Here is a 12,681-nt window from a genome sequence, read left to right as displayed (position 1 = left end):
GCAGCATGAAGGACGCAACGCTTCTGAAGACCGGCATCGCCGGCTCGCTCATTGCTGTGATCTGCTGCGCCACGCCTTTGCTGGTTGTCCTGCTCGGCGCGATCGGGTTGTCGGCCTGGCTGGGCTGGATCGATTATGTCCTCATGCCGGCGCTCGCCTTCTTTGTCGCGCTCACCGGCTATGGCCTCTGGCGCCGACAACGCGCCGCAGATTGCTGTGCGACTGAAACACAAACGAACAAGGAAAATAGCTGAACATGTCAGACTGCTGCACCACCGAAGGAAGCCGTAAGGGCGGCTACGACCTTGCCGTCATCGGCGCCGGATCGGCCGGATTCTCGGCCGCGATCACCGCCGCCGATCAGGGCGCCAATGTCGCGCTGATCGGCCACGGCACCATCGGCGGCACCTGCGTCAATGTCGGCTGCGTGCCGTCGAAGACGATGATCCGCGCGGCCGAGGCGCTGCATGGTGTGCGGGCCGCGCAACGCTTTCCCGGCCTGGTCGGGGAAGCAAGCGTGGCCAACTGGCCCGCGCTCGTCGCGGCCAAGGACGAGCTGGTCACCAGCTTGCGGCAGAAGAAATATATTGACCTGCTGCCCGAGTACAACGGCGTTGCCTATCTGGAAGGCGCGGCGCGTCTGAACGGGCAGGGCGTGATGGTGAATGGCGCCGCGATTTCAGCGGGCAAGATCATCATCGCGACCGGCACCTCGCCGGCCCTGCCGGACATTCCCGGCATTGAGGAGGTGCCTTATCTCACCAGCACGACTGCCCTGGAACTTGGCGCGCTACCGCGCTCATTGCTCGTCATCGGCGGCGGCTATATCGGCTGCGAACTGGCGCAGATGTTCGCGCGCGTCGGCGTGGCGGTGACGCTCATCACCCGCCGCCGCTTGCTGCCGGAGGCCGAGCCGGAAATCTCCGAGGCGCTGACCGGCTATCTCCGCGACGAGGGCATTACCGTCCGGACCGGACTAACTTATCGCGGAATCGCGCGCACGGCTGCCGGCGTCGAGCTGAGTATCACCACCGACGGCGCACAGCAGGTGATCGCCGCCGAGCAGGTGCTCGTAGCCACCGGACGGGCGCCGAATACCGATGGCCTCGGCCTTGTCGAAGCGGGCATCGCCCAAGCCGACAACGGCAGTGTGGTCGTGGACGACCGGATGCGCACCTCGAGACCGGATGTCTATGCGGCCGGCGACGTCACCGGTCGCGATCAGTTTGTCTATATGGGGTGACTACACGAAAGTGACGTATCTGCACGCTCTCATGACTGCCATCTGCGTTACAAGGCGAGTTTACGCGTCCGCTGGCCTTTGGGCTAGCGGTGAATTTGGCATGGCCGGAGTGCCGCGGGCTCCTGATCGACGACGATTGATCACGCTCTCATCCGCGGATTGATTACCGCAATACCCGTTTCCGTCGCTGGACCTTCCTCACTCTAAGCACGGGCATCGGACTTGCCTGCCCCAACGTACACCGAGGATTGCCCATCACAGTCGGGCGCCCGCGACACACCGGCCATGCCTATGTCGCCAAAGGCCAGAGCCCAAGCTCTACCCCTGGCGGGTCAGACCGCCACCACCGGTTGCACGCGACGGGCGATGTCCCAGGCGAAACCCACAAGTTCACGGGCGATCGCCGTGTTGACCTTGGGTTGCGGCTTGCCTGTCGCCGAGAGGCGGCGGAACCGCTGGCATAGCCGCACCTGAGCCTTCCAACCGATCGCCTGAATATCTTCGGGAAGATCCGCAACGCGATCCCGGTAACGTCGCTCTTCGCGGGCAGGAAGTCGATAGGTCCATCCCGCCTCGACCAGCATGGTGCGGGCATGAGCGTTTCCGGCGCGCGTGATCCGGCTACGCTGAACTCGCGCGCCACTCGAATATTCCGACGGGACCAGCCCGAGGTAAGCCATCAACTGCTTGGGGTTCTGAAACCTCGTCAAGTCGCCGACCTCCGCGACCAGGGTTGCCGCGACAATCAGGCGAACACCGCGAAGGGCTTGCAAACTGCGAACCAGCGGTGCGAACCGCCAGCCATCGACCGCTTCGACGAGCGCCGCCTCGAGGCGTGCAGTTCGTGCCTGCGCCTCCAGGACACGACGCTTGGCCTCCTCGAAAGCCAGTTGCTGATGCGCGAAATCGAAACGTTGCTCCGACAGCCAGCGCCAGTAGGTTTTGGTCCATGCCGACTTTCCGGAAAATCTGCGATCATGGCGAAGCAGGAAGCTGCGCACCGATTGCTTGGCAGCCGAAGTGTCTTCCTGCGCCGACCGCCGCGCACGGATGAGATCGCGGATTGCCTCATGAGCTTCATCCGGCACCCAGATCGGGGCCAGCTCTCCGGCGCGGAGCAGGCGCGCCAGCGTCATTGCATCGCGCCGATCGGTCTTGATCTGGTCACCAGGACGTCTCGGCATCATTGAGGGGGAAATGACAATGCAGGGTTGCCCCTGTCGGGTCAGAAGGCGCTGCAGGCCGTAGCCGCAAGGTCCCGCCTCGTAACAAAAATCAAGGGTGATGCCAGGTCCAGCCAGACGCTTGACCATACCGCGTACGGCATCGTCTTCATTCGGGATCGTGCCATGAAAGCGAACCTCGCCGCCGCGTTCGCCCTCCGCCACGGCCACCGCGATCGTCTCCTTGTGCACGTCCAGCCCGATGTACTTCAATCTCTTTGCCATCGATCATCTCCGTTGCTGACCCTCCGCAGGTGAAGCATCGCAGATCAAAGCCCTCATGGCTCAGGCAGTCATTGGGTCTAAGGGCGAACAAATCCGGTACGATGCCAGCAGATGCTATTCGCAGGCTTTCCTGCCCCTTTTATGTGGTGCCGCCCTACGGGCGCCGATATGGGAGGGCGGCAATCCGATTGACCAACGATCGAGGTAGAACCCTGCTCGCCAAATATGTGAGCTGGTTGCCCATCCCCGGTATGGCGAAGGATTGCCGATAAACCAGAGCGTGGACTGCATGGGCCGCGCACCGGTCAACGTCCATCAAACCCAACCTCCCCCACTTCAAATCGCTGAGGGCAGCCATGTCTGTGTCGATTCCACCGGGTGCAAAAGACCCAACACTCACTCCCGTCCCGGCAAGCTCCACGGAAAGCGCTCGCATGAGGGTGCTCACATAGGCTTTCGACGCGCCGTAGACCGCTTGGAAGGGCACGGATGTTTCGCCCTCCAGGCTCGACACGGCGATTACTGAGGATTCAAACGGCTGCTCCCTGAAAATCGCAATCAGGCGAGCCAGCAAATCCGTGAAACCGAGTATGTTTGTTTCAATTACCTCGGCATAAGTGTCGGCACGGCCTGCATCAAATGAACCAACGCTCGTCATTCCGGCAACCAACAAAGCGGCTGTTACTTGCAATTCTGCAACCTTAGCCGCGATTTTCTCCCTGCCCTCGATTTCACGTTGATCAGCCACTATAATCTCGCACGGCACATTGAACCGCTCGTCAATTTCGGTCTGTAGCTCCCGCAAGTTGTCGAGCCTTCGTCCAACAATCAGGGGCTTGGCCTGGTACGATGCCGCCAAGCGGAGGGCGGACGCTCTGCCCAAACCGGTCGAAGCCCCTGTGACCAGCACCCACGAGTTCTTGATCGCCAGCGGTTTCACGCGTTTTCCAGAGCCTTGTATAGGGCGGTTTTGCCGATCTTGAGCCGGGCCGCCGCCTCACGAACAGTGAGGCCCGCTGCGATATGCGCCCGCGCTTTACGTAGTTTGTCGGGGGTAACGACAGGCCGGCGACCACCCTTGTTGCCCCGCTCGCGTGCGGCCTTGAGGCCGGCATGAGTGCGTTCACGGATCAGGTCACGCTCGAATTGGGCCAGCGAGCCGAAGATGTTGAACACCAGCATGCCGCCCGAAGTGGTGGTGTCGATATTCTCGGTGAGTGAGCGGAACCCGATGCCGCGCGCCGCAAGCTCGCCGACCTTCTCGATCAGGTGGCTCATCGAGCGGCCGAGGCGGTCGAGTTTCCAGACCACCAGCGTGTCGCCGGGGCGCAAATAGGCGAGCGCTTCGGTTAGGCCAGGCCGATCGGCTTTTGCCCCGGATGCGTGATCGTCGAATATACGGTCGCACCCGGCAGTGTTCAGCGCGTCAAGCTGGAGCGACAGCTTCTGGTCTGCGGTCGAGACGCGCGCATAGCCGATCAGCGCCACATGATGCCCGATCCTGTCCGTTTTCCCGTCATTATGCGATCTTGTCCGAATCGCCGTTACAGGTCCAGAGTTAACGGACATATTCCTGTTGGCCGCCAGAGGACCGTCTGACGGACACGCAAAGCGAAGGAGATGATGCTTGGCGAGACGGCGACTGGTGAGCCTGGAAATCTGGGCGAGGCATTATGGCGCGCCGCTCGATGAGCGCGAGATCGCGCGTCATTATACGCTGACCAGCGACGACCTGGAAATTGTCGGCCGCCGTCGCGGCGATGCCACCCGGCTCGGCTATGCGATGCTCATGCTATATATGAGATGGCCTGGCCGTGCGCTGGAAGCGGGCGAAGTCCCGCCCGCTCCTGTGCTCGCCTATGTGGCGCAGCAACTCGGCGTCGCGCCGGCAGCCTTCGCGGATTATGGCCATCGGGACCAGACCCGTCGCGAGAATCTCGTCGAAATCCGACGATCGCACGGGTTCAGGATTTTTGACCGCAACGCTTTCCGTGAAGTTGTCGCCTTCTCGGTCCCAATCGCGCAGACCATCATACACCCCGGCCAGATGGCAGACGTCATCGTCGATGAACTCCGGCGCCTGCAGATCCTCCTGCCTTCTCCGTCGATTCTCGAAGCGGTGCTGCGGCGGGCGCGCCAGCAAGCCGAACAGCTTACCTATGAAGTGCTCACGAATGGCCTGCTGCCTGACACCCTTCAGGGCCTGGACGATTTGCTGGCCCGACGACCGGGGCAGGTCGCGACATGGCTATCCTGGATGCGCAATGCGCCACAATCGCCGGCAGCGCGCAACATCCTGCGCCTGATCGAACGGCTCGCCTATATCCGCGCGCTGGGCCTCGATCGCGCCCGTGCCGACATGATCCCGGCTTTGACTTTTGACAGGCTGGCGGACGAAGGCAGCCGCATCACACCCCAGCACCTTGGCGAACTCAATGCCCTGCGCCGCCATGCGACGCTGGCGGCAACCGGCATCCGGCTTGAGGAAAGCCTGACCGACGCCACCCTGACGATGTTCGACAAGCTGTTGGGCAGCATGGCGCGCCGCGCCGAGAACCGGACCCGCGACAAAGCCCTCAAGACGGTGCGCGAGTTGCAAGGCCACCTCCGGACGCTCACGGGGTCTTGCCGCCTCCTCATCGACGCGCGCAGCAAGGGCGTGGATTCTCTGGCGCAGATCGAGGCGCTGGACTGGCAGCACTTCGCCGTGGCCGTCGAGCAGGCCGAAGTGCTCGGGCGACCGGAAACCGTCGATCGCACCGCCGAATTGATCGAGCGGCATCGGACGGTGAAGCTCTTTGTCGGCGCTTTTCTCAACGCCTTCGAGTTTCGCGGCGCCGGCGCGGTTCAGGGGCTCCTGTCAGCGCTGGCCATCATCGCGGAGCTATATCGGACCGGCAAACGGCGCTTGCCTGATCGCGTGCCGCTACGCTTTGTGCCGCCCGCATGGCGCCCGTTCGTCCTGCGGGATGGCATCGTTGATCGTGCCGCTTATGAACTATGCGCCTTGTCGCAACTACGCGAGCGGTTGCGAGCCGGGGATATATGGGTCGCGGGAAGCCGGCAGTTTCGCGATTTCGACAGCTATCTCATACCGCCGGCGACCTTTGCGGCGCTGCGCGAGAAGGGGCCGTTGCCGCTCGCCATCGAAACGGATTTCGAGCGCCATATCGAGGAACGGCGCACCAGGCTCGACACGGCGATCGAGCAGGTAACGGTCCTTGCACGGCAAGGGGAGCTGCCCCAGGTTAAGCTTGACGAAAACGGTCTCATCATCTCGCCGCTGAAGGCGGCAACACCGCCCGCCACCGAGATTGCCCGTCGCGCCGCCTATGATCGACTGCCGCGCGTGAAGATCACCGATCTTCTGCTGGAGGTCGATGCCTGGACCGGGTTCAGCGAATGCTTCATCCATCGTCGTTCGGGCCGGGAAGCCGACGATCGCAATGCGCTGCTCACGGTCATCCTCGCCGATGGCATCAATCTCGGCCTCACACGCATGGCGGAAACCTGCCGGGGCGCAAGTCTGCGTCAGCTCGCCCATCTTCACGACTGGCACATCAGCGAAGCCGCCTATGGCGAAGCGTTGGGAAGGCTGATCGACGCCCATCGCGCCATGCCGCTCGCCGCGCTGTGGGGAGACGGCACCACTTCGTCGAGCGACGGACAGCAATTTCATGCCGGGGGCCGTGGGGCCGCGATCGGCGACATCAACGCGCGCAGCGGCAACGAACCAGGCGTTGCCTTCTACACCCATGTCTCGGATCGATATGACCCCTTCGCAAGTCGGGTGATCGCGGCGACCGCTGGCGAAGCGCCCTATGTGCTGGATGGCTTGCTGTATCACCAGACCGGCCTGACGATCGAGGAGCACTACACCGATACGGGCGGGGCATCGGACCATGTGTTCGGCCTCATGCCCTTCTTCGGCTACCGCTTCGCGCCGCGCCTGCGCGACATCAAGGAGCGTCGTTTACACCTCCTTCCCGGCCAAGAATCCGGCCCCTTGCTTGCCGGCATGACGGCCGAACCGATCGCATTGGGTCATGTCGCGGCGCATTGGGACGAACTGCTGCGGTTCGCCACGTCGATCCGCACCGGCACCGTCACTGCTTCGGCAATGCTGCGCCGCTTGTCCGCCTATCCGCGACAGAACGGACTGGCCCTCGCACTACGCGAGCTGGGCCGCCTCGAACGCTCCATTTTCATGCTCGACTGGCTGCGCGACATCGACCTGCGCCGGCGCACCCAGGCGGGCCTCAACAAAGGCGAAGCCCGCAACGCGCTCGCCCGCGCGCTCTTCTTCAACCAGCTCGGCGAACTGCGCGATCGTCGGTTCGAGAACCAGACCTATCGCGCCTCCGGCCTCAACCTGCTCGTCGCCGCCATCATCTTGTGGAACACTCGCTATCTCGAAATGGCGCTGGCGGACATCGGCACAGCCGACGAAATCGCACGTCACATCGCGCCATTGGGCTGGGAGCATATCTCGCTGACCGGTGACTATAGCTGGAATGTTGAAGATCAACCCGATCCGGACGCCTTGCGACCGCTGCGCGCCGTCAACTCCCTACTTGCCGCGTGACGTTCGCTATCCGTTCGCCCTTTCCGTGCAGATACGTCACTTTCGTGTAGTCACCCCTACGAGATGCTGGCCGCCCGCTATGCGGCGAATGGGGCGTTGATCGACCATTTCGGCCTGCTCGACGGGATCAGCCAGCCCAGGCTAGCCCGCGGACCTGCTGAGGGGTCGCACGGCCGCGACCGGGTGCGTCTCGGGGAGATTGTGACAGGCTATGCCAACGACCGGGGCGACGCTGCCCCGGGACGGTATGCAAGCGATACGGGCGCCTATCGCTGGCGCGCGAAACACCGCAAGACAGCGCAGCGGCTGCAGTTCAACGGCAGCTACCTCGCCATTCGCAAGCTTGAACAGCGGACCGAGACGTTCGAGACGTTCATTGCTGCGGAGACGGCGCGCATCAACAGAGATCATCCGACGCTCGCGCGCGCCATGACGGCTGAGCGATTGCAGGCGCTGATGATCGGGCGCTATCCCGACGGCCGACCGCTTGTCGCGACCGCCGACGGCAGCCTCAACGATTTCGACTATGCGCAGGACACAAAAGGCGAGGCCTGTCCCTTCGCGTCGCATGTCCGGCGCGCCAACCCGCGCGACACCTTCCTCGACCGACCGGCACCGCGGATCCTGCGGCGCGGCATGACTTTCGACCAGCGCGACGAAGAGACGGGCGAGGGCGCGAGGGGCCTGATGTTCATGGCTTATGGCGCGAGCCTCGCCGAACAATATGAAACCATCCAGCGCTGGATCAACGGTGGCAACAGCAGCTTCGTCGTTTCGGGTCATAATGACCCGCTGCTAGGCATCGCGCCGAAGACCGGCACGCTCTATCCGGCGACGCGCACGTTCCGCTTCGTGGAGCAGGACCAGGTCATTCGCGTGGCGATGCCCGAGCCCTTCGTCGCACTGCACTGGGGGCTCTATCTGTTCGTCCCCTCGCGCACCGCGCTCGGCGAACTCACAAAGCTGCGCGGCGACTATCATCCGATGGACGAAGTGCTCGAAGCGAGCGGCAAGACGGTGATCGACCGCCTTGAGATGCTCGACGACGCCATGCAGGGAAAGGAATGGAAGCGGCTGCTCGAAGACTTCGGGGCGAAGGACCCTGCCGAGCGCAACATCTCGCCCGACATGTGGGCGGCCATCCGCTGGTATCGGGGCGGCGCGATCAAGATCGAAGGTGGCACGCCCTTGGTTCACGACTGGAACAATGAACCCGACCGCAAGAGGCAACCAATCATCCTGACCGCTTCCTACCGGCATGTCATGCGTACCCTTGCGGATTGGCGGTATTTCACCACCGAAGAGCAGCTTCGTCGGATCGAGACCAACAGCGGGCCGATTTATGTGACGCAGCAGCCCGACAATCGTTACCGCGCAATCGTGCCAGCCCGACCCTATCATTATCGAAAGGATGCTGAGGCCACCAACGCGATCCTCATGGCCTATGACGAGGAAGCGGGGTACACGGCGGGCTATGCTGCGGGGAGGGCCGTTCTCGACCGCGCTCAGGCCGCCGTCGGCGCGCTTAGTCATTATAAGATCGAGCTGCGCCGCCAATATCTGCTCCCCGCGCTCGGCGAGTTGTGCCGGGCTTGGTACGGCTTGCCCGACGGCATCCATATGCACGGGGGTGGCTGGCTATGGGAGCCGCCCGCCAAACGCACACCGCCGGGGCCTCGTTGCCCGGGCGATTTTCTTTCCCCCTCGCGCAACGCTTTTTATCCGCGGCCAAGCGATACCGTGGCCTTCTTCGCCGACGCGCATGGCAAGGCGGTCCTCGATGCCGCCCGTGCGTTCGTCAAGGCGCATCGCCCCACCAAAGGGTGCGGCACTGGGACGATTGCGGCGGAGATGTTCAATGCGATCCCGACCGACGACGAACTTCTTGCCCGAAATCTGATCGGCACGATGATCGGGGCGATCCCGCCGATGGACGGCAATCTGCGCGGCGTCTTGCTCGAATGGCTGACCGAGCGGACCTTGTGGCGCCATCAGGCGGCGCTGCGGCGGGCGTTCGGCGACGGCCGCGCCGACAGCGAATTCACTTTGGCCCGCGACGTGCTCTTCCGCCCCATTTCGCAGGCGATGTGCAAGCGCCCGGCGCCCGACCTCTTGTACCGCACGGTGACGAACCCCGATTCCCATCCCGTCTTTTTCAAGGCCCGCGACAAAGAAGGCGAGAATAGGATAGCCGCGAACGAACGGGACCTGGTGGTCGTCAGCCTCGTATCCGCCTCGCAGGAGTCGCTGCGGCCGAAGCGTGGCGCTGATGGCACCTTGAAAACGCCCGACGGCGACGTGTCGATCGTCTTCGGGGGGCGGCGGCGCGGGCCCTATGATCCGCAGATACGGAACATAAACAATCCCGTCCACGCCTGCCCCGCGCGCGAGATGGCGCTCGGCGCGATCATGGGTATCATGGCCGCGCTGCTCGATGCCGGGCGGATTCAGGCCTTGCCGGCCTCGCTGATCGTACGGGTCAGCGACTGGTAGCGAGCGAGGTTTGCGCGCGCGCCGAGCGACGCAGCGCCCATCGCCTCGAATGCGGTTGCGGCGCCGCGGGCCAGCGACGCCGCCCGATCGTCATCGCCGCGTCGGGCGGCGAGTTGCGCTCCGACCTGATCGGTCATCGCCGCTTCCCGCGCCGAGTGGCGGATCGCGGCCGAACGGTAAGCTCGGGCTAGGTAGCGGTCGGCGCGGGACCGGTCGGCATGGCGCTCCGCGAGCAAAGCAATCGCGCGATAGGCGGCCGCCTCGCCAAGCCGGTCGCCGCCCTTGCGGACCCGCGCGATCGCCCGCGCCGCATAATGACGTGCGCGCACCGGCTCGCCCGTGGCTTCCATGATTTCGGCGAGCCAGCCATAGACGAGCGAGGTCCGTTGCTGGCTCGCATCAACCGCGAACCAGTCAGCGGCATCGACTAGGCACCCGGACGCCCCGGGGTCGCCCGTGATCTGCCAGCGCGCGAAGGCGGCGAGCGCGCCGGCCATCATCGCCTGATAGGGGGCGTGGACTCCCTCGCAGGCGGCGGCGCATTCCAGGGCCCGTGCGAGCGCCTCGTCCCACCGTCCCTGCATCAGGCTCACCGCGGCCATCTGGGTCAAGCACGAGGTCCGAATTGACGGGGCGGCGGCGTCGAGCAGCGCTTGCGCTTCGCACTGGTATTGGTGTGCGGACACAAAGTCCCCCTGATCCGCCTTGAGGAAGCCGCGGCATGACAGGCCGTACGCGAGGGCCTCGCGATCATTCCGGCCTGTGCCTGCCTGCATGAGCGGAAGGACGCGCTCAAAGATCGCGTCCGCCCTCGCATATTGCCCCGCGGCCAGCAGCGACTGCGCGAGCTTGAGTTCGATCTGCGGGATCATCCGCGTCTCGTCGTGCGTGCGCGCGAGCGCTAACGCCTCCTCCAGGTCGGCAGCCGACTGCTGCCCGTTGCCGAGCCCATAGGCGATCGCGCCGATCCAATATTTGCTCCGCACGAGTGCTGCCGAATGCCCCAGAGCTGCCATGCGGATCACCATGTTGCTGAGCACCGGGACCTGCTCGGGCGATGGGTCCGTGATGCAGGCGAGGCCATATTTGTTCACCAGCTTCCAGATTAAGGTGGCGGTGTCATCGTCGCCGGGCATTGTTGCCAGCCCCTCGAAGGCAGCACGATAATGGCCCTGTGCCCGGTCTACCGCGCCCGCCGCAAGCGCGGCATCCCCCGCCGCGACGGCATGGGGAATAGCCGCCGCAAGATCGCCGCTTGCGGCACAATGATAGGCGAGGGCGTCGATATGCGCTGAGGGGCCGCCTGCCTCACCCTCGGCTTTCAACGCCTCGACGACAGCACGGTGCAAGGCCATGCGCTCGTCGAGCCCGATCGTGCGATAGATGGCGTCGCGCGCAATGCCATGCTTGAAGCGCAGGGTGCCTGGGATGTCGCCCGGGTAGAGAAAATCCGCTTCCGCCAGTGCGGCCACCGCGGGATCGTCCGCCGGCACGCCGGCGATGGCCGTGAAAAGCCAAGCCGGGACCGCGTGACCAATGATCGCGGCAACGCGCACGAGCGCAGCCTGCTCGGGCGGGAGCTTGGCGAAGCGGGCTTGGATCAGCATGTCAAGCCAGGCGTTCGGTGCCGGACGCGCCCGCTTCCTCCCGCCCAACCGCGAGGCGTGGCAGAGCTCTTCCAGGAACAGCGGATTGCCGCCCGACTCCCGGCACGCCTCGGTCGCGAGGAACGGATTGGGGCTCGAGAGCAGGGAGGCCGCTGCCGTCCGCGCTTCGTCGTCGGAGAGTGGTTCGAGGAAAATGATTTCGCTCGGCGGCAGATTTTCGAAACGGAGCGACCCATCGCGTGACACCAGCACGACCCGCACGCGCGGGCCCAGTTCTGGGAGCAGCGCATCGAGAAGCTTCCTGCTTGCTCCGTCCGCCCATTGCCAGTCGTCGATCGCAAGGACGCAGGGGCTAAGGGCGGCCGCATCGATCAGTGCGCTCATCGCCCGAGCGATCTGCTGCGGCTCGTGCGCCGCGCCGATATCGCCGCTTGTAAGGGCCACGATGCCGGGGGGGATCGAACCGTCATTGGCCGCGATGATCGACTGTGCGAGCTGGACGAAGGGCTGGAGCGGGCGCGCGCCTAGATAGCTTTCGCAAAATCCGCGATACACGGCGATGCCGGCGGCAGCGGCCTGTGCGAGAAATTCGCCGAGCAGCCGGGTCTTGCCGATTCCGGGCGGACCGGCGATCAGCGCCGGGCCGCGCGGGCGCCCCGGATCGGCTTGCCAGGCATGGAGCCGCGCGAGAGCGACCTCGCGGCCCACAAAAGGCGTCAGCCCAAGGCGGGTGCGCGCGGCGAAGCGCGTCGCGGGCGCCTCGCGGCCATGCACGGCAAGCGCCGGGATCCCCGAGGCTTTTCCGGCGACTTCGACCGCGCGGACGGGACCGGTATGAAAGAAGTGGCGGTCAGCCCCGAGCGTCGCGGCGCTGACGATGATCTCGCCGGGTTTGGCGGCGTCGCTCAGACGCGCCGCTACATTGGTCGTATCGCCCAGCACTTCGAAGCGTCCGCGTGCCATATCGCCCTCACGCAGGAGCACGAGCCCGGCATGGATGCCGCTGTGGAGCCGGATGCGATGCGCCCCGGCGCGGGGAGCGGGCAAGGCGTCGACCGCCACATGAATGTCGATCGCCGCCTCAGTGGCTCGGCGTCCGGTGTCTTCATGGCTTTCGGGATAACCGAAGACGCATAAGGCACCGTCGCCGTCGATGCGCGCGATCTCGCCGCCGTGCCGTGCGACGGCGTCGGCGAATATGGTGCGCAGCGACTGAAGAAGCGCCGCATAATGCTCGGGCTCCATCGCGGCTGCAATGCCGGTCGAATTGCACAGATCCGAGAAAAGGATCGCCAGATAGCGACG

At 64.6% G+C, this 12,681-nt stretch carries 8 protein-coding genes; 4 read left to right on the top strand and 4 right to left on the bottom strand.

Going from position 1 to position 12,681, the window contains the following annotated elements:
- Positions 1 to 5: 5 nt before the first annotated feature.
- On the top strand, positions 6 to 254 hold the full coding sequence (gene merF / locus NP825_RS20910; protein WP_004213237.1) for a mercury resistance system transport protein MerF: 249 nt from the start codon (positions 6 to 8) through the stop codon (positions 252 to 254).
- A 2-nt stretch (positions 255 to 256) separates the two neighbouring features.
- Positions 257 to 1,243 carry an NAD(P)/FAD-dependent oxidoreductase gene (locus NP825_RS20905; RefSeq protein WP_306999152.1) on the top strand — a complete coding sequence of 329 codons (987 nt, stop codon included), beginning with the start codon at positions 257 to 259 and terminating at the stop codon, positions 1,241 to 1,243.
- Positions 1,244 to 1,575: 332 nt separating this feature from the next.
- On the opposite strand, the gene NP825_RS20900 is transcribed toward NP825_RS20905, so the two are convergent.
- From NP825_RS20900 to NP825_RS20890, 3 genes are all read right to left on the bottom strand, one after another.
- The gene (locus NP825_RS20900) at positions 1,576 to 2,691 is read right to left on the bottom strand and encodes an IS110 family transposase (RefSeq protein WP_257551675.1); all 1,116 of its coding nucleotides are present in this window, start codon (positions 2,689 to 2,691) and stop codon (positions 1,576 to 1,578) included.
- Positions 2,692 to 2,845: 154 nt separating this feature from the next.
- Positions 2,846 to 3,631 (bottom strand): SDR family oxidoreductase, encoded by a 786-nt coding sequence (locus NP825_RS20895; protein ID WP_120222534.1) that lies wholly within the window; start codon positions 3,629 to 3,631, stop codon positions 2,846 to 2,848.
- Positions 3,628 to 4,179, bottom strand: a complete 552-nt coding sequence (locus tag NP825_RS20890) for a recombinase family protein (protein ID WP_004213210.1) — start codon at positions 4,177 to 4,179, stop codon at positions 3,628 to 3,630. Before NP825_RS20890 ends, NP825_RS20895 begins: the two co-directional genes overlap by 4 nt.
- Positions 4,180 to 4,318: 139 nt before the next feature.
- Here NP825_RS20890 and NP825_RS20885 point away from each other — a divergent pair, with 139 nt between their 5' ends.
- Positions 4,319 to 7,276 (top strand): Tn3 family transposase, encoded by a 2,958-nt coding sequence (locus NP825_RS20885; protein ID WP_257551674.1) that lies wholly within the window; start codon positions 4,319 to 4,321, stop codon positions 7,274 to 7,276.
- Between the two features lie 63 nt (positions 7,277 to 7,339).
- Positions 7,340 to 9,769 carry a Dyp-type peroxidase domain-containing protein gene (locus NP825_RS20880; protein ID WP_257551673.1) on the top strand — a complete coding sequence of 810 codons (2,430 nt, stop codon included), beginning with the start codon at positions 7,340 to 7,342 and terminating at the stop codon, positions 9,767 to 9,769.
- Here NP825_RS20880 and NP825_RS20875 read toward each other — a convergent pair.
- Positions 9,724 to 12,666 carry an AAA family ATPase gene (locus NP825_RS20875; protein WP_257551717.1) on the bottom strand — a complete coding sequence of 981 codons (2,943 nt, stop codon included), beginning with the start codon at positions 12,664 to 12,666 and terminating at the stop codon, positions 9,724 to 9,726. The genes NP825_RS20880 and NP825_RS20875 overlap by 46 nt on opposite strands.
- Positions 12,667 to 12,681 lie beyond the last annotated feature (15 nt).

Source organism: Sphingopyxis sp. DBS4 (genome assembly GCF_024628865.1).
Lineage (GTDB): Bacteria > Pseudomonadota > Alphaproteobacteria > Sphingomonadales > Sphingomonadaceae > Sphingopyxis.
Note: the sequence above shows the minus strand (reverse complement) of the source record. Positions and strands in the feature narration are given on the sequence as shown.